This is a genomic window from Tannerella serpentiformis, assembly GCF_003033925.1.
GTDB classification, from domain to species: Bacteria; Bacteroidota; Bacteroidia; order Bacteroidales; family Tannerellaceae; genus Tannerella; species Tannerella serpentiformis.
In genome coordinates this window covers 2420963-2439021 of sequence record NZ_CP028365.1, presented here as the reverse complement: position 1 = coordinate 2439021, position 18059 = coordinate 2420963, and the positions used below count along the sequence as shown (strand labels likewise).

Annotated in this window: 13 protein-coding genes and 1 tRNA gene; 9 read left to right on the top strand and 5 right to left on the bottom strand. The window is 58.8% G+C overall.

Features of this window, described 5'->3' with window-relative positions; translation table 11 throughout:
* Positions 1-27: 27 nt before the first annotated feature.
* From C7123_RS10275 to C7123_RS10260, 4 genes are read right to left on the bottom strand one after another with little or no spacing between them, the layout of a single operon-like run.
* Entirely contained in the window at positions 28-1629 is a 1602-nt protein-coding gene (locus C7123_RS10275) for a PepSY domain-containing protein (RefSeq protein ID WP_069174969.1), read from the bottom strand.
* 14 nt (positions 1630-1643) lie between these two features.
* Positions 1644-2315 carry an HmuY family protein gene (locus tag C7123_RS10270; protein ID WP_069174968.1) on the bottom strand — a complete coding sequence of 224 codons (672 nt, stop codon included), beginning with the start codon at positions 2313-2315 and terminating at the stop codon, positions 1644-1646.
* A 33-nt stretch (positions 2316-2348) separates the two neighbouring features.
* Positions 2349-3131: a class I SAM-dependent methyltransferase gene (locus C7123_RS10265; RefSeq protein WP_069174967.1), complete on the bottom strand. Its 783-nt coding sequence runs from the start codon at positions 3129-3131 to the stop codon at positions 2349-2351.
* A 43-nt stretch (positions 3132-3174) separates the two neighbouring features.
* Positions 3175-5205 (bottom strand): TonB-dependent receptor plug domain-containing protein, encoded by a 2031-nt coding sequence (locus C7123_RS10260; protein WP_069174966.1) that lies wholly within the window; start codon positions 5203-5205, stop codon positions 3175-3177.
* A gap of 728 nt (positions 5206-5933) precedes the next feature.
* On the opposite strand from C7123_RS10260, the gene C7123_RS10255 reads away from it, so the two are divergent.
* From C7123_RS10255 to uvrA, 5 genes are all read left to right on the top strand, one after another.
* Positions 5934-8807, top strand: coding sequence for a M16 family metallopeptidase (locus C7123_RS10255; protein ID WP_069176338.1), 2874 nt, complete (start codon positions 5934-5936; stop codon positions 8805-8807).
* 195 nt (positions 8808-9002) lie between these two features.
* Positions 9003-10337, top strand: coding sequence for a branched-chain amino acid transport system II carrier protein (gene brnQ / locus C7123_RS10250; RefSeq protein WP_069174965.1), 1335 nt, complete (start codon positions 9003-9005; stop codon positions 10335-10337).
* A gap of 488 nt (positions 10338-10825) precedes the next feature.
* Positions 10826-12208: a T9SS type B sorting domain-containing protein gene (locus tag C7123_RS10240; RefSeq protein WP_069174963.1), complete on the top strand. Its 1383-nt coding sequence runs from the start codon at positions 10826-10828 to the stop codon at positions 12206-12208.
* Positions 12209-12222: 14 nt separating this feature from the next.
* Entirely contained in the window at positions 12223-13179 is a 957-nt protein-coding gene (locus tag C7123_RS10235; protein WP_037998948.1) for a lytic transglycosylase domain-containing protein, read from the top strand.
* An 11-nt stretch (positions 13180-13190) separates the two neighbouring features.
* A complete protein-coding gene (gene uvrA, locus C7123_RS10230; protein ID WP_083206827.1) occupies positions 13191-16076 on the top strand; it encodes an excinuclease ABC subunit UvrA in 2886 nt (961 codons plus the stop codon).
* A gap of 39 nt (positions 16077-16115) precedes the next feature.
* Here uvrA and C7123_RS10225 read toward each other — a convergent pair whose 3' ends face one another.
* Complete coding sequence (locus C7123_RS10225; RefSeq protein ID WP_069174962.1) at positions 16116-16478, bottom strand: hypothetical protein; 363 nt, start codon at positions 16476-16478, stop codon at positions 16116-16118.
* A gap of 216 nt (positions 16479-16694) precedes the next feature.
* Here C7123_RS10225 and C7123_RS10220 point away from each other — a divergent pair, with 216 nt between their 5' ends.
* From C7123_RS10220 to rpsT, 4 genes are all read left to right on the top strand, one after another.
* Positions 16695-16913, top strand: a complete 219-nt coding sequence (locus C7123_RS10220; RefSeq protein ID WP_037985282.1) for a hypothetical protein — start codon at positions 16695-16697, stop codon at positions 16911-16913.
* 3 nt (positions 16914-16916) lie between these two features.
* Positions 16917-17513 carry an IMPACT family protein gene (locus C7123_RS10215; RefSeq protein ID WP_069174961.1) on the top strand — a complete coding sequence of 199 codons (597 nt, stop codon included), beginning with the start codon at positions 16917-16919 and terminating at the stop codon, positions 17511-17513.
* Between the two features lie 146 nt (positions 17514-17659).
* Positions 17660-17734, top strand: a tRNA-Glu gene (locus tag C7123_RS10210).
* A 42-nt stretch (positions 17735-17776) separates the two neighbouring features.
* Complete coding sequence (gene rpsT / locus C7123_RS10205; protein ID WP_037985280.1) at positions 17777-18031, top strand: 30S ribosomal protein S20; 255 nt, start codon at positions 17777-17779, stop codon at positions 18029-18031.
* Positions 18032-18059 lie beyond the last annotated feature (28 nt).

Genomic DNA, 18059 nt, shown 5'->3' with positions numbered 1-18059 from the left:
CGGGACGTTTTTCTGTTGCACGAGGTGCTATTCGCGCTTCTTCCGACGCGACTTCTTGCGGCGGTACTTCCGGCGGTAGACGATATAACCGGACAGCACCACAAGGAACATCAGCAATCCGCCGAGGAAGACGTAGAAGTCCGTGAAGGCGAAAAGGAACGAGCGGTAGAGTCGGCCGACGTGCAACTCAAGGCAGAAGTGCCAGAACGATATGCGACCGTCTCGCGCGAAGACCTCGGGCATGGACTCGAACGGCATATCGGGGTAGTTGGCAAGCCGTGCGCCGCGACCGTAATCGAAGACGACCGGCCCCTGCGCAAAGTCGGCCGAGAAGCCGCTCACGGGGTTCCCGAACGTGGGCCGTCCGCCGCCACCGCGCCGACCGTAGCCCCCCATCTCGTCGAGCGGAAGGCCCGTATCATAATCGGTCACACTGCCGTCGGATAGGTCCCAGCCATAGATCCCGCTGAACGAGCCCACGACCCACTGGTTGGGACCCGTCTGCTGCCAGACATTGAGGCCCATGACGCTCACCGGGGGCGTGTTGTCCAGTTTCTTGGGCTGCTCGCCAAACGCAGGGAAGGCGTAGATGCCAGACGAGGCCGCCAGCAGCCACCGACGCCCCTCCGCATCGTAGCGCAAGCGGCGCAGGCGGTCGTGCCACGGGTTGTCGCTCTGGAGCGTACTGCCCGGCACGGGCTTCACTTGCGTGCGCGCAATGGGGATGAGCAGCGGCGGACGGAGGAACATGCCCGTGACGACGATCAGCAGTAACAGGACGATAAAAAGGCTCCCCAGCCGGTTGTGCCACACGAAGGAGAACGTCCACGTGCGACGCAAGGGCAGCGCTGGGTCGCCGCGCTTCTTACGCAGGCGGATCGGGATTTCGAAGAGGGTCACGACGAGGCCCGTGAGGCAGAGCACAACGACGATGATCCCGACAATATCGATCAACAGTCGGCCGGGCAAACCGAACAAGTCACCGCTGTGCGTCACCCAGATCGTCTTGAAGAGCGAGACACGCGGATCGTAGTCGTCGGGCGTGGGTAACGGTTGAGCGGTGAAGCGGGTGTAGGGCGCTGCGGCGGCGTACACGTTCGAGCGGGTAACGACGTAGAGCTTATCGCCCACGGACAGCACGTCCGTCAGCGCCTCGTCGTCCGTCAGCGCACCCTCCACCTCGCGCCATTGGTAGGCGGTGCGGTCGAAGCGGTAGAGCCTATAGGTGGAGATGGCGAAGAGCTGACCGTCAGAGGTGGCAGCGACGGCGCGGATGTTCCGGTTGTCGGTGCCGAGACGCATACCGTCCATGCAGGGCCGGAGGCCGCGGCAGAAGGTGTCGGCCACCCAGATGCCATTGCTGCCGTAAAGCATGACGCTGTCCGGCCCCATGCGTAAGGTGCCGACCACGGCGCCGTTGTTCCAATTCTCGTACACGTACTGCTCGGGCAGCCATCGGCGCGGCAAGTCCCAACGCGTGATGGCGGTGCGATGGTTGAGGAAGACGCCCGAGAGCGCAAAGGCCAGAATAAAGAAGGTGAGGACAAGCCCCACCCACTTATGGAGACGCCGCCAGGTGCGCGCTTTCTCTTTGCGCCGTGGCCGCGTCTTACTATTTGGAAAAGACATCGATTCTCTGCAGGCTACTTCGATTCCGATTTCGACATCGACTTTGACTTCAGGTTACGGCTGCCATCCGGCTGATAGGCGTAGCGGAAGGTGATGTAACCACTCTTCTTCTCGGCGTTGTGGAAGCTCTCGAAAATCACCTTGACATACTTCCCGTCGGCCGTACGAACGACGAAGACGTGATCGTTGAGGGTGTACGTCGGGGGCGGGCCGGAGAAGCGGACGGCCTTATTGAGCGCCACGTTGCCAGACGTCTTGCTCGTCGTCACCTTACCATTGGCAAAGCCGTTCATGGTGATCTCCACATCCGTCACGTAGCCATCAGCGGGTGCTTCAGCCACGTCGGAGAAGTTCGCCTTGTCCGTCTCTACGGCGCCACCCTTGCCTTTGCCCGAAAGGCCACTGTTGGTGCGCATATAGAAGCGGTTGAAGGCGATGTCCCAGTCGGTACGCGTCGCACGATTCTCTTCCGTCACGCCTGACACTTCGGTGCCAGTGGCAAAGGAGAAGTAGACCCAGTCTTTGGGGTCACCAGCCGGAGACGTGGCGCGGCTCTGTGTGTGACGCTTCACGTCGAGGCCTTCGGTTTTCGGTTCGGGGTTGTCGCTGCCGCAGCTGGCCAGCGTAGCGGAGATGGCACAGACGACCAAGATGGCTCCGCAGGAAATTCTTTTGATACTGTTCATTGGAATGTTTGGTTATGGGTTAATGATTAGTGATTACTTCTTCACGGCCACGATGGCCACGGCATTAATGTTCTCCATGTGGCGACGGAAAGTGTCACGCATGGCCAGGATGCGTTCGCGCGCCTCAGCATGGGTGAGGATGTTGAACCAGATCTTGACGGCTCGCAGCAGTCCTTCGTCGTCGATGACGCGTTGCGCCTCTAGCAGGTGCATGGGGTTCGTCTCCACACGTACGATCTCAAAGCCTTCAGCCACGAGTAAATCGCTCCACTCCGCTGCGGTCAGCGGACGTGCATTGACGTTGATCACGGACGAGAGATCGCGCAAGATGCTGCGCTTCGTCTCGTCGCTGACGTCGTCAGGCGTGAGGCCCATCTCATGGATGCCGTAGAGTCCGCCCGGCTTGAGCAGCCGGTAAGCCTCGCTGACGATGGCCGACTTCTGACGCTCGTTTTGCATCGTAAGCATGGCCTCGCCGTAGACCTTATCGGCCGAGGCGTCGGGCAGGCCTGAATGGGCTGCATCGCCGATGATGATGCGGCGGTCGGGGCCGTCGATCGTCCGACGCAACTCTGCGGCTGCGGACTCGTCCATCTCGACGCCGATGTAAGAGTGTGGCTTGCGTTTCAGGGCCAGCTCAGCGGTGAAGCCCAGCCCAGGGGCAAACTCTACGATGTCGTCACTTGATGCGATGCTGAGGCTATCGATCAGCTTTTCGGTCAACTCTTTCCCGCCGGGGCGCAGGACACGCTTACCCATGGCGGCCAGTACCCAGTGACCTTGCTGGGTGCTTGTGGGGTTCTTCTTTTCGTTCATAGTGGTAGGATTAAATGATGTCGGAGACTTGCGATGTGTCCCCTCAAATTGAGAAATGCAGCGCCCCGAACACGCTTCGGCCGGGGCCTGTGTAGGTGTTGAAATTGATGATACCGGCGTGGTAATCGAAGAGGTTATCCACGCCGAGGGTGACGCGAAACTGTCGCATGGGGCGCCACGCAGCCGTAGCGTTCCAAAGGCTGTACGAGGGTGAGCGCGACTCATAATAAGACTCCACTTCCTTGCCGTTCACCTCTACGCGACCGAGCACATCGTAACGCTTGCCACCGAGGAGCGAGCCACTGAGGTTCAGCGTGAAATGCTGCCGACCGAGGGTGAAGGCGTACTCCGCGCGGACGTTGCCCGAGAGGCGACTGTAAGCCGTCAGCTGCACGCCGTCCGTACGCTTGGGGAAGAGGCAGTTGGCCGAGAGATGCAGGAAAAGGCCCGACACGCCGGGGTTGATGCGCACATTGGCGTAGGCGCCGGAGAGCGTGGCGGAGGAGACGTTGCGATAGTGCAGCTCCTTCTGATTGTTCGTCCAGAGGCCCTCGATCTTATCGGAAAAGAAGTTCACGTAGCCCGTGGCCATGGCGTAGACGTACTCCGAAACATACTCGGCGGAGAGCGAGAGATATTGGTTGCGCTCGGGGCGCAGGTTCTCGTTGCCGTAGATCATGAACATGCCGAGGTGATCCCAATTCATGTAAAGCTCCTTGAGGGTGGGCGAACGATAGCCAGCGGCATAATTGAAGCGGAGCGTGAGGGGGAAAAGGCGCCAGACCGCCGCCAACTTCGGCGCTACGTTGGCGCCATAGGCGTTGTGATAATCCAAGCGCAAACCCGCCACGAGCGAGAGGTGCGGCGTGACGGTCCAGTCGTCCTGTGCAAAGACCGAATAGGAGCGCTGGCTGCGCGTCTCGTAGCTGCCGGAGACGAACTTATCCGTGTAGAGGCTTTCGTAGAGCAACTCCGCGCCCATGTTGATTGTCTGGCGGTGCCAGCGGTCGAGGGTGAACATGAGGCGCGGCTGCGTCATGCGATTGCGGTAGATCAGGTCGCGCTGATCGAGTTGCTCGAGGGCGGTAAAGCGGTTGTAGGTGTCGGAATAGACCGAGGCCTGGAGGGCCGCGCGGGTGCTGAAGCGATAGTCGGCGGTGAGCGAACCGGAGAGATCCGTGTTGTGCTCATAGGCGTTGTCGGGCGTGAGGTCGTGCTTGTTCATCGTGTACCAAGTGCCTTTGGCGCCGATCGTAAGACGGTCGGAGGGCGTATAACCCAGCATTTGGGTCACCTGATGCGTGGTGTAACCCGAGACCTGCGTGGGCGTTTCCACGCGGCGCTCACGGACGGTGATGTCGTACTCCGGGAAGTACTTCACCACGCTGTCACGGTCAAAGAGGCGGTAGGCGTCGGCGCTCTTGTGCGCGTAGGAGGTCTGCGCCGTCCAGTGCTTCCAGCGCCCACCGATGCGCACGTCGGCGTTGAGATTGGGTCGGTCCACGCTGCGCTTGAAATAACGTTGGGCGTCGTCCGGGTCCACCTTCGTGTAGTTGCGTTCATAGAGCGGCGCCGCCTTGATGGAGGCCGAGACGGTGAACGGGGCTTTGGGTCGCTTGGTGATAATGTTGATCACGCCGCCCATGGCCTGCGATCCGTAGAGGGCCGACGAGGCGCCCTGCACGATCTCGATCCGCTCCACATTGTTCGGGTCCAGGCGGTGATAGTCCACATTGTTACCCGTCTCGCCCGCCATGCGTTCGCCGTCGATCAAAAAGAGGATGTGCTTACCGCCGAGGCCTTGTAGGTTGATGCTCGTGCCGAAGCCCACCTCATTGAAGGCCAGTCCGGGTATCTCCTGCGTCAGCAGGTTGCGGATGTCGGTCAGGCCACGATCTTCGATCTGCGCAGCGGTGATGACCTGCGTGATGACCGGTGTCTGCATGAGGCGCTTCGGGGTGCGGGTGGCGGTGACGACCACCTCGTCGAGGTTGAACTTCTTCACCCCCGCTGCGGCGTGCGTGGCCACTTCATCGTCTTTCGTAGAGTCCGCGGGAAGGATCTGCGCCTGCATGCCGTGTGCTGCAAAGACATATAATATAAGGTATAGGAGAGGCCATCTCCTGTGGGTTCGTTTTTGTGTGATGTTCATTGAATGACTTGTTCTGATTATCGGCGGCAAAAATAGAGGGACGATAACCTCGCAAAAATCCCAAAAAGAGGTTAGGACGGGGAGAGCGCCCCAGGCCATGCAAGTCGCGTGCGATCATCGCCATTTGGCAAACATCTCCTGCAATCTGTGGGAAACCTTCGTACCTCTACGAACCATCTCCTGCAACTTGCGGGAGACTATCATACCCCTACAAACATCTCCTGCAACTTGCGGGAGACCTTCGTACCCCTACAAACATCTCCTGCAACTTGCGGGAGACTATCGTACCCCTACAAACATCTCCTGCAACTTGCGGGAGACCTTCGTACCCCTACAAACATCTCCTGCAACTTGCGGGAGACTATCGTACCCCTACAAACATCTCCTGCAACTTGCGGGAGACTATCGTATCCCTACGAACATCTCCTGCAATCTGCGGGAGACTATCGTACCCCTACGAAAAAGTGCTTCAGCATTTTTTTCGCTTACGATTTGTGCTTCTTATCGAAAGCCCTACTTTTGTTTCATTAAAATACAATACCCAGAAGAGATAATCCGAAAGTATACACAGCTATCCCGCTAATCATTGTTGTTTATCTATGAAAGCAAAGCAGTTTTTTGTCACCACGCTGGCAGTCATCCTCACGGGGATGTTTACCGCCGCGAATTGCAAAGGTCCGAGCGCAAAATCGGACTATGAGACGGTCGACGGCGACCCGCTGAAGACCCGCATCTACACCCTCGACAACGGCCTGAAGGTCTACATGAGCGTCAACAAAGAGGCGCCCCGCATCCAGACTTATATCGCCGTTCGCGTAGGCGGAAAGAACGACCCAGCCGAGACCACCGGCCTGGCGCACTACTTTGAGCACCTCATGTTCAAGGGCACAACCCACTTTGGGACGTCGAACTATGAGGCCGAAAAGCCCCTCCTCGACGAGATCGAACGCCTCTTTGAAGTCTATCGCAAAACCACCGACGAGGCCGAACGCAAGGCACTCTATCGTCAGATCGATAGCATCAGCAACAAGGCTTCGCAGTATGCCATCCCCAACGAGTACGACAAGCTGATGGCCGCTATCGGCGCCACGGGCACGAACGCGTACACGAACTTCGACGTCACCTGCTACACCGAAGACATCCCCTCGAACCAGATCGAGAACTGGGCCAAAATCCAGGCCGATCGCTTCCAAAACAGCGTCATCCGCGGCTTTCATACCGAGCTTGAGGCCGTTTATGAGGAGTACAACATGGGGCTGGCCAGCGATGCACGAACCGTGATCGACACCCTCCGCTCGATGCTCTTCTTCAATCACCCCTACGGCACACAGTCCGTCATCGGCACCCAGCAGCACCTCAAGAACCCCTCGATCACGAACATCAAGCGCTATTACGAGACCTGGTATGTGCCCAACAACATGGCCATCTGTCTCTCGGGCGACTTCGATCCGGACGAGATGATCGCCATCATCAAGAAATACTTCGGCAACATGAAGCCGAACGACAGCCTGCCCAAACCTACCTTCAAAGAGGAGGCGCCAATCACCAGCCCGACGACGAAGGAGGTGCGCGGCGTGGAGGCAGCGAACGTCAACGTGGCGTGGCGCATCGGTGGCGAAGCCTCAGCGGACAACGACCTGGCCATCCTAGCTGCCTCCCTGCTCTACAATGATCAGGCAGGTCTCATAGACCTCGATCTCATCCACGCACAAAAGGTGCTCTCGTCCTATTGCTACCCCTACACCTTCGCGGATTACGGCATGTTCCTCCTCAACGCTCGGCCTAAGGACGGTCAGACGCTCGAACAGGCGCGCGACCTGCTGCTCGAGGAGGTGGCCAAACTGCGCAAGGGCGACTTCGACGAGTCGCTGCTGCGTGCCTGCGTGGCCAACTACAAGCTGGAGCTGATGAAGGAATATGACTCGAACGAGGGCCGCGCCAATGCCTACGTCGACGCCTTTGTCAACGGTGTCAGCTGGGCCGACATGGTGCATCAGATCGAACGAATGGAGAAGATCACGAAGGCCGACATCGTCAAGTTTGCCAACGAGAAGCTGGGCGAAAACGCCTACGCCGTAGTCTTCAAGCGCGAAGGCCAACCGGGATTCAAGAAGATCGACAAACCGGAGATCACGCCCATCGCTACGAATCGCGACACCGCCAGCGCCTTCCTCCGTGAGATTCAGCTGACCGAAGTGAAGCCCATCGAGCCCGTATTCTTAGACTTCAAAAAGGACATGAGCACCGCTTCGCTGAAGTCTGGCCTGCCTCTGCTCTACAAGAAGAACGAGACGACCGATGTGTTTGAACTCATGTACGTCTTCGATATGGGTCGCAACGACGACGCCACCCTTGGCACCGCCTTCGATTATCTCAGCTACCTCGGCACCAGCAAGAAGTCGCCCACGGAGATCAAGAAGGAGTTCTTTGACATCGCCTGCTCCTTCAGCGCCAATGTGACCGATGAGCGTTGCTACGTTTCCGTCAGCGGACTGAGCGAGAACATGCCCAAAGCCCTCGAGCTGATGGAGGAACTGATCGCTGACGCTAAGCCAGACGAGAACGTGCTCACGAACCTCAAAGCCGATCGGATCAAGGCCCGCGCCGATGCGAAACTGAATCAGGGACAGAACTTCGGAGCCCTGCGTCGCTACGTCATGTATGGGCCGGAGCATGTCAAAGCCACCACGCTGACGAACGACGCACTGAAGGCGCTCACCTCCGACACGCTTCTGGCTAAGGTGCGCGACCTCTTCACCAAGCAGCACTCCGTGCTCTACTATGGCCCCGGCGCCGAATCGGATGTACTCAAGAGCCTCGACCAGCTCCATCGCACGGCCGATAAACCCGCTCCGTTGGCCAAGAAGCCCGTCATGCTGGTGCAGACGCCAAGCAACACCGTCATGCTGGCCGAGTACAACGCCAAACAGATCTACTACCTCCAGTATTCTAACCGTGGCGAGCCCTTCGATGTGGCTAACGATCCCGGCGTAACGCTCTACAACGAGTATTTCGGCGGCAGCATGAACGCCATCGTCTTCCAAGAGATGCGTGAATCGCGCGGCCTGGCTTACTCAGCCAACGCCGTCCTGATCACGCCCTCCGACAAAACGCGCCCCTACGCCTTCCAAGCCTTCGTGGCCACGCAGAACGACAAGATGCCTCAGGCTATCGACGCCTTCATGGAGATCATCAACAACATGCCTGAGAGCGAAGCTGCCTTCAAGATCGCCAAAGACGCCATCCTGGCTCGCCTGCGCACCGAGCGCACGGTGAAGGGCGATGTGCTCTGGGCTTACCTGCATGCCAAAGACATGGGCGTGGACTACGACCGCAACAAGGCCATCTTCGAGAAGGTGCAGAGCATGACCCTGGCTGACGTCAAGGCCTTCCAAGAGAAATGGATCAAGGGCCGCACGTACCACTACGCTGTTCTGGGCAATTCGAAAGACATTGACATGAACAAGCTCCGCTCCTTAGGTGAGGTCAAGCTCCTCACCCCGCAAGACATCTTCGGCTACTGACCTTCCCCCTCTCCGGAGGGGGCAGGAACCCCCGATCCAACGAACGAGGCTCCTGCCCCCTAAAGAGCAAGAGGCCCTGTCGGACTATTCGACACATGGAATGGCCGACAGGGCCTCTCCTTTTTCTAATCCCGCTACTAACTATTCACTCTCCCCCTAACACTTTATCCCATGCCTAACCAAAATTCTACCCAAATGACACGGCGTGCTTTCCTCGCCGTCGGACTGATGTTGTTTGCCCTCTTCTTCGGAGCTGGCAACTTGATTTTCCCCGCCGCCTTAGGCCAACGTGCCGGAACGAATGTGTGGTGGGCCGTGATGGGCTTCGTATTGACCGGCGTCGGACTGCCCCTGGCGGGCGTCCTGGCCATGGGCTACTCTGGTTGCCGCAACGTGCAGGAGTTGGCCGGACGCGTACATCCCCTCTTCGGCATACTCTTTACGCTGGCCCTCTACCTCTCCATCGGCCCCGCCTTCGCCATTCCTCGTACGGGCACCGTCTCGTTCGAGATCGCCGTCCGCCCCTTCCTCGCAGCCGATGCACCGGAATGGGCGCAGACGGCTTTCCTCATCGTCTTCTTCCTCGTCACGCTTTGGCTTTCCATCAATCCCCAGAAGCTGGTCGGACGCATTGGCGGCATCCTGACCCCTATGCTACTGACGACGATCGTTGTCCTCATCGTCAAATCGCTGATCACACCGCCCGGTACGCCCAGCTCACCGACCGAAGCCTACGCCACGCCCGCCGTAGCCCTCCAGCAAGGCTTCATCGACGGCTACAATACACTCGACGCTCTGGCCTCGTTCGTCTTTGGCATCCTGGTCATTGAGTTCGTCACGCAACACGGCGCCACGACACGCCACGAGGTGATGGGCGCCACCATGCGCGCGGGCATGATTGCCATCGGTTGCTTAGGCGTGGTCTACGTCTTCATCGCAGGACTGGGCGCCGCCAGCGTCGAGCAGCTCGGCATCCTCGACACCGGTGCGCCTGTCTTGGCTGGATCTGCCCGACTGCTCTTCGGTGAACCGGGGGCGCTGATCCTGGCCGTGATCGTATTGCTGGCCTGCCTAACGACCAGCATCGGACTCGTCACCGCCTGCGCCAGCTACTTCCACTCGCAGTTTGGCGGCCTCTCGTACAAGGGCTACGCCGTGGCGTTCGTCATCATCTCCTTCGCCGTCGGCACCTTCGGGCTGAAGACCATCATCGCCGCCGCCGTGCCCGTGCTCATGTTCCTCTATCCGCTGGCCATTGTGCTCATCGCGCTCGCCTTTTTGGACAGCCGCTTCGGCAGTCGGCGCAGCGTCTACGCCTGGACCGTTGGCCTGACGCTCATCTCGGCGCTCATCTCCGGACTCGAGGCGGCCAACATCTCGCTCGGTGCTTTCGGTCGTTTCTACGGCGCCCATGTGCCGCTGCATGCTGACGGTCTGGACTGGATCTTCTTCGCCCTGGCTGGCTTCCTGATCGGGTGCCTAAATCGGCGCAAGAGCACCTCTTCGGAGCTCATCACTTCGGGGCTGTAAGTCTTAGAAGCACTTTCTACTTACTCATCGTTCCTCTCCCCCACAAGGGGATATGCAAAGGGGCGGCCACTCCGGTGGTCGCCCCTTTTGGGGCCTTTTTTGCTCCCTGCGCAACGCAGGGCCCGAAAAAGACCCACTTTTTGCTTCCTGCGCAACGCAGGGCCCGAAAAAGACCCTTTTTTGCTTCCTGCGTTACGCAGGGCTCGAAAGAGACCCCTTTTTGCTTCCTGCACAACGCAGGGCCCGAAAAAGACCCTTTTTTGCTTCCTGCACAACGCAGGGCCCGAAAGACGCCCTTTTTTGCTCCCTGCGTTGTGCAGGAAGCAAAAAAGGTCTCATTTCCCGCGGCGGGAAGGCGTTTCACGAAACCGGAGATTGGCTTTGTGATTTCCGCCGCAGATTCAGAGCGACACCTTACCCACGCGATAGCGCCCCCTCTGTCCATTCTCATTTCCACGCCTACTTTTGCCGCTCATTTGGATAAAGGTATGGGTAAGACGATTTTTCATGATGGAGCAAGCCGCCGCAGGGTGGCACCAAGCGTAGGCTCCATACTCCTTTTTCTGCTCGCGATCGGGTGGACGGGAGGCACGCTCCGGGCCCAGTATCAAGTCAGCGGCGGCGCCAAGACGCCCATCCGGGCAGCGGAGAATACGGCATACAAGCTGGAAGTTTACTTAGTCTACGGCACCGACGGCGTGACCCTCAGCCACACCGGCACAGGCACGCACCGCTGGTATCGCTACCGCACCAAGGCAGCCATAGAGGACGATTGGGAGGCGGTGGCCTCGACCCAAAGCGGATCTACCTCAACGGTCACAAACCCTGCGGAGGGCTACGGTTACTTCGTTGTCGACGGTAGCGGCGAGCTGCGACGCTACGTCTGGATCATCGATTACAGCCGCTACCGGACGCGCCTCACGAGCCTCAGTGTGTCCCCCTCGTCCGACGCCTGCTCGTCACTGCGACTGGCGGGCACGGCCGACCTGCCTGCACTCAACTACTACCTGCCCGACGGCAAGGCGATGGAGCTCAAGCGCGCATTCGAAGTCAGCTACCTAACGCAGACGTGGAGCGAACAGACCCGCACCTTCACCGAGCAGTTACTTATCGACACCCTCAGCGGCAATCCCTTCGACGTCTCGCTGAGCCGCCCGCCACTCACGGACACGAAGATCGACCTGACGGGCGACCTCTTCGCGCGTGCCTTTGGCGTCGAGCAGACAGCGACCATAGACCACTACCAAGCGGTGGCCTTAGAGGTGCACGCCGATACGACGCTCACGTCGGAGACTCGATCGAACCTCAAGCTCAAAACGGGCGAACTCTCGGCCCCGGCCGAGATCCGCTTCCGAGCGCAGGCCAACACCCCGGTGGCATCGCTCTTCGTCTGGCAAGTCACGCGGCGAGAGGCTACGGGCGATGTGCCCATCGTGCGCTTCACGGATCCGGAGATGACGTACACCTTCGACCGCGTGGGCAACTACACCGTCACGCTGGAGGTGAGCGACCGCTCGGGCCGATGCACCAACAAGGACAATAGCTACAAGATCAGCGTCACGGAGACCGTGCTGGAGGTGCCCAACGTCTTCTCGCCCGAGAGTTCGCCGGGCGTGAACGATGTGTTCAAGGTGGCCCATAAGTCGGTCGTGCGCTTCAGTGCGTCCGTCTTCAATCGGCAGGGCAGCCTGCTTTATCACTGGACCGACCCGAACGGCGGCTGGGATGGGCGCTATCGCGGACAGTACGTGCCCGCTGGCGCCTATTACTACGTCATCGAATACACCGGAACGGACGGCAAAACGCACCGTAAAAGCGGCGACATCAACGTCGTGCGCTCCAGTTCAAACAAGAATCACAGTAATCAATAAGCATAAGAGAGAGAATGAGAACGAAACAATTCACGGCCTGCTTCCTCGCGGCCGGACTGATCAGCCTGACGGCCTGCTTCCCCGTCCAATCGCAAAACTCCGAACAGCCCCGACAGGACGACGGCTGGATCACCTCGCCCGAGGTGCCGGAGAAGGTCACCTTCTGCGGTCAGACGATTGACCTGACCCGATATAACATGTACGAGTCCATGGACCGCGAGCTGAGCAGCCTGGCCTACTTCCACTCCACCACGATGCTGACCATCAAGCGCGCCAACCGCTACTTCCCCATCATCGTGCCTATCCTGAAGGCCAATGGAGTGCCAGAGGACTTCAAGTATCTGGCCGTCGTAGAGAGCCATCTCGACCCGCGCATCGTATCGCCAGCGCGCGCCGCAGGCATGTGGCAGTTCTTGGAATCAGCCGGACGGGAATATGGCCTGACGATCACGCCCAGCGTGGACGAGCGTTACAACGTGGCCCGCGCCACGGAGGCCGCCTGCCGCTACCTCAAGGACGCCTACAATAAATACGGTGACTGGGCCTCGGCCGCCGCATCGTACAACGCGGGCATGGGGCGCATCTCGGGCGCCTTCGCCTCACAACGCGAGACGTCCGTGCTGAACCTCTGGCTCGTCGAGGAGACGGCGCGCTACGTCTATCGCATCCTGGCCACGAAGCTCATCTTCGAGAACCCGCAGAAATACGGCTTCTCGCTCCGCCCACGCGACCTCTACGCGCCCATCTCCTGCGACGAGGTGACGGTCTCGGCCGGTATCCCCGATTTGGTAGCCTTCGCCAAGTCGCACGACATCACCTACGCCGACCTCAAGCGTTTCAACCCCTGGCTGCGCGACTCGAAGCTCATCTCCAATGGCCGCAGCTACACCATCCTCATTCCCCGCAAACAAGACCTCTATTACACCTCCCCCAACCGCACCGTCTACGACCAGCGCTGGGTGACGAAGTGAACGCAGCACGTATGGCTATCGATAAACAGAAAGAAGTCACAACAACGGACGACCGCGTCGAGCGGGGAGGCACCATCGGCGTATGGGGTGCGCGCGTGCACAACCTGAAGAATATCGACGTCGAGCTGCCCCGCAACCGCCTCACCGTCATCACGGGCATGAGCGGAAGCGGCAAGTCGTCGCTCGCCTTCGACACCATCTTCGCCGAAGGTCAGCGTCGCTACATCGACACCTTCTCGGCCTACGCCCGCAACTTCATGGGCAACGTGGAGCGGCCAGACGTGGACAAGATCACCGGTCTGAGCCCCGTCATCTCCATCGAGCAAAAGACGACGAACCGCAACCCACGCTCCACCGTCGGCACCACGACGGAGGTCTACGACTTCCTCCGCCTGCTCTACGCCCGCGCTGGCGAGGCCTACTCCTACCTCAGCGGCGAGAAGATGGTCAAGTACACCGAGGAGCAGATTCTGGAGCTGATCATGCAGGAGTATAACGGCCGGAAGATGTATCTGCTGGCGCCACTCATTCGCAACCGCAAGGGGCACTACAAGGAGCTCTTCGAGCAGGTGCGCAAGAAGGGCTACCTCAACGTGCGCGTCGATGGTAAGCTGATGGAGATCAGCCGCGGCATGAAGTTGGATCGATACAAGATGCACAGCATTGAGGTGGTCATCGACAAGCTCGTGGTCAGCATCAACGACGGGCCACGCCTCAAGGAGAGCCTCCGCGTGGCCATGAAGCAGGGCGACGGACTCATCCTGCTGCTCGACGCCACGACGGACGAGATGCGTTACTACAGCCGCCGACTGATGTGCCCCGTGACCGGACTAGCTTACAGCGAGCCGGCGCCACACAACTTCTCTTTCAACTCGCCCCACGGCGCCTGCCCACGCTGCAAGGGCCTCGGCGAGGTGAACGTGATCGACATGGAGAAGATCATCCCCGACCCCTCGCTCAGTATTTATAAGGGGGGCATTGTGGCCCTCGGGAAATACAAAGACACGCTCGTCTTCCGGCAGATCGAAGCCCTCTGCAAGCGACACGGCGCGACGCTCAAGACACCCATCAAGGACCTCCCCGAAGAGGCCATGGACGAGATCATCAACGGCACCGAGGAGCCGGTGGCCGTCTCGACAGCGTGGCTCGGCCACTCCAGCTTCTCGTACGCCTATGAGGGCGTGGCGAAATACATCGCCATGATGCAAGGCGAAAGCGACGACGAGGCCACGGCCACCGCGCGCAAAAAGCCCGCTCCATTCATCCGCACCGCCATCTGTCCCGAATGTCAGGGCCAGCGCCTGAACAAGGAAGCGTTGCATTACTTCATCGATGGCAAGAACATCGCCGAGCCGGCCTCGATGGACATCGCCGAGCTCTCCAAGTGGGTCAACGGCCTGGAGGAAAAGCTCTCGCCGGCGCAGCGCACCATCGCCGTGGAGATCCTCAAAGAGATCCGCTCGCGCCTTGACTTCATCCTCGAAGTCGGCCTCGACTACCTCTCCCTCAACCGCCCCTCGGCCACCCTCTCCGGCGGCGAAAGCCAACGCATCCGCCTGGCTACGCAGATCGGCAGCCGCCTCGTCAACGTGCTTTACATCCTCGACGAGCCCAGCATCGGCCTCCACCAACGCGACAACATCCGCCTCATCGACTCCCTCAAAGAGCTGCGCGACACGGGCAACTCAGTCATCGTCGTGGAGCACGACAAGGACATGATGCTGAGCGCCGATTACGTCGTCGACATGGGCCCCAAGGCGGGGCGGCTCGGCGGCGAAGTCGTCTTTGCCGGCACACCCGACGAGATGATCAAGACCGACACCCTCACCTCGTCTTACCTCAACGGCCGGCGCCAGATCGAGGTGCCCGCCACACGTCGCCCCGGCAACGGCCATCACCTCGTGCTTCGAGGCGCCACGGGCAACAACCTGAAGAAGGTCGACGTCAGCTTCCCGCTGGGCACCTTCATCTGCGTCTCCGGCGTCTCCGGAAGCGGCAAATCCACCCTCATTAACGCCACCCTCCAGCCCATCCTCAGCCAGCGATTCTATCGCTCGGAACAGGAGCCCCTGCCCTACCAGTCCATTGAGGGCATCGAGCACATCGACAAGGTCGTCAACGTCGACCAGTCGCCCATCGGCCGCACCCCACGCAGCAATCCGGCCACCTACACGGGCGTCTTTGCCGACATCCGCAACCTCTTCGTCAGCCTGCCCGAAGCCAAGATCCGCGGCTACAAGCCCGGGCGCTTCTCGTTCAACGTCTCCGGCGGACGCTGCGAAACGTGCAAAGGCAACGGCTACAAAACGATCGAAATGAACTTCCTGCCCGACGTGCTCGTGCCCTGCGAAGACTGCCACGGCCGCCGCTACAACCGCGAGACACTCGAGGTGCGCTATCGCGGCAAGTCCATCGCCGACGTCCTCGACATGACGATCAACATGGCCGTCGAATTCTTCGAAAACATCCCCGCCATCCTCAGCAAGATCAAGGTGTTGCAAGACGTCGGCCTGGGTTACATCAAGCTCGGCCAACCCTCCACCACCCTTTCAGGCGGCGAAAGCCAGCGCGTCAAGCTGGCCACCGAACTCGCCAAACGCGACACCGGCCGCACGCTCTACATCCTCGACGAACCCACCACCGGCCTGCACTTCGAAGACATCCACGTCCTGCTCGGCGTCCTCAACAAGCTCGTCGACAAGGGCAACACCATCATCGTCATCGAGCACAATCTCGACGTCATCAAGAGCGCCGACTACCTCATCGACATGGGCCCCGACGGTGGCCGTGGCGGCGGTCGCATCCTCTTCACCGGCACGCCCGAAGCCCTCGCCGCCGCCCCACGCACCCGCAGCCGCACCGCCCCCTTCCTCCGCAAAGAGCTTTCCGAGGGCTGACCCATACCTATTATATATGTGTATGGGCACCCCTCTCGTTCAGCGCCTCGCCACCTCCAAAACCATCATCGCCCCCCTCCTCCCCCTGTTTCTTCGCCTCTCGTCTGCCGTCGAAAGCGAATCTAACAGGTGCGTACTCCCATTGCCTGTAGGCAAAGGCATCCAATACATGTATTCCCTCTCATTGTCTATAGACAAAGGCATCCAATACATGTTTTTCATCTCATTGTCCATAGACAAAAGCATCCAATACATGTTTTTCACCTCATTGTCTATAGACAAAGGCATCCAAAACATGTTTTTCACCTCATTGTCCATAGACAAAAGCATCCAAAACATATATTTCATCCCATTGTCCGCAGATAAAAGCACCCAATACATATATTTCATCCCATTGTCCATAGACAAAAGCGCTCAATACATATATTCCCTCTCATTTTTCATAGACAAAAGCAGGCAAAACATATATTTCATCCCATTGTCCACAGACAAAGACACCCAAAACGCATTTTTCTCCCCATTTCCAAAGGACAGCGAGTCCGTTCATTGCAATTTTCACGCTTTGTCCACCACCAAACCCTTTATTCTCACCTATCACCAATTACCGACAAGAACAAAATGAAGAATCCCATCCAAATGATCAAGCAATGCCTCGAGGCCGACGAACCCTACTTCGTCCTCCGCGGCAAAGACCTCTGTGCCCTGCCCGCCATCGAGCGCTACTACGAAGCTGTCCGCGACAAAGTCCGCGACCCACGCTTCATCGAAGAAATCGAAGAGATCATGAAAGACTTCCGAGCCTTCCGTGATGAACAAGAAACCCACATCCCCGACTGATCCATCATGGAAGATACCTACCGCACCATCAGCGACCTCTCCGAAGGCTACTACACCGAGAAGCGCAGCCGCTTTCTCTCCTTCGCCCTACCCGCCCGCACCCCCGACGAAGTCAAGACCCAGGTCGACGCCTATCGCAAAAAGTACTACGACGCCCGACACGTCTGCTGGGCCTACATGCTCGGCCCCGACCGCACTACCTTCCGCGCCAACGACGACGGCGAACCCTCCTCCACGGCTGGCAAGCCCATCCTCGGCCAAATCAACTCCAACAACCTGACCGACATCCTCATCATCGTCGTCCGCTACTTCGGCGGCATCGAACTCGGCACCAGCGGCCTCATCGTAGCCTACCGCACCGCCGCCGCCGAAGCCATCGCCGCCGCCCGCATCGAGGAACGCACCATCGACGAAACCATTACCATCACCTTCGAATACCCTCATCTCAACAGTGTCATGCGCATCGTAAAAGAAGACAAGCCCGACGTCCTCACACAATCCTTCGAGCTCACCTGCGAGATGACGCTCCGCATCCGACAAAGCCGCATGGACGCCCTAAAGAGCCGTCTACTGAAAGTGGACAGTCTTCGCATCGTCTAAGTCATCACGCATCCATCGCCAATTATTGAAAGAAAAAAGAGAAAGGATGTTTGCAGGATTCGAAAGTGCCTCTATCTTTGCGCTCGCAAAATGAAAACGCGGGCGGTCCTAACGGTCTGATAGGCGTGATTTCTGAGCGAAGAATTGGCCTGTTCGTCTATCGGCTAGGACGCAAGATTTTCATTCTTGAAAGAGGGGTTCGACTCCCCTACGGGCTACCAAATACGAATCAGATAAAAGAAGAAATAGATTAATAGATAACGATGGCAAATCACAAATCATCTATCAAGAGGATACGTCAGACAAAAACGCGCTGCGCACAAAATCGTTACGGTGCCAAGACGATGCGTAATGCGGTGAAGAAATTGCGTGGCACAGAAGATAAGAATGAGGCAACAGCCATGTATCCGAAAGTGTGCGCAATGCTTGATAAGCTGGCGAAAAAGAATGTGATTCATAAGAACAAAGCAGGCAACCTGAAGTCAAAGTTGGCCAAACATGTCAACGCATTGGCTTAACATCTGGGAAAGTGCCTGAAAGAGGAAA

Bases quoted from the DNA above. Each gene is read 5' to 3' on its own strand.
- C7123_RS10275 (WP_069174969.1), bottom strand. From the start codon at position 1,629: ATGTCTTTTCCAAATAGTAAGACGCGGCCACGGCGCAAAGAGAAAGCG.
- C7123_RS10270 (WP_069174968.1), bottom strand. From the start codon at position 2,315: ATGAACAGTATCAAAAGAATTTCCTGCGGAGCCATCTTGGTCGTCTGT.
- C7123_RS10265 (WP_069174967.1), bottom strand. From the start codon at position 3,131: ATGAACGAAAAGAAGAACCCCACAAGCACCCAGCAAGGTCACTGGGTA.
- C7123_RS10260 (WP_069174966.1), bottom strand. From the start codon at position 5,205: ATGCAGGCGCAGATCCTTCCCGCGGACTCTACGAAAGACGATGAAGTG.
- C7123_RS10255 (WP_069176338.1), top strand. From the start codon at position 5,934: ATGTTTACCGCCGCGAATTGCAAAGGTCCGAGCGCAAAATCGGACTAT.
- brnQ (WP_069174965.1), top strand. From the start codon at position 9,003: ATGACACGGCGTGCTTTCCTCGCCGTCGGACTGATGTTGTTTGCCCTC.
- C7123_RS10240 (WP_069174963.1), top strand. From the start codon at position 10,826: ATGGGTAAGACGATTTTTCATGATGGAGCAAGCCGCCGCAGGGTGGCA.
- C7123_RS10235 (WP_037998948.1), top strand. From the start codon at position 12,223: ATGAGAACGAAACAATTCACGGCCTGCTTCCTCGCGGCCGGACTGATC.
- uvrA (WP_083206827.1), top strand. From the start codon at position 13,191: ATGGCTATCGATAAACAGAAAGAAGTCACAACAACGGACGACCGCGTC.
- C7123_RS10225 (WP_069174962.1), bottom strand. From the start codon at position 16,478: ATGGACAATGGGATGAAATATATGTATTGGGTGCTTTTATCTGCGGAC.
- C7123_RS10220 (WP_037985282.1), top strand. From the start codon at position 16,695: ATGAAGAATCCCATCCAAATGATCAAGCAATGCCTCGAGGCCGACGAA.
- rpsT (WP_037985280.1), top strand. From the start codon at position 17,777: ATGGCAAATCACAAATCATCTATCAAGAGGATACGTCAGACAAAAACG.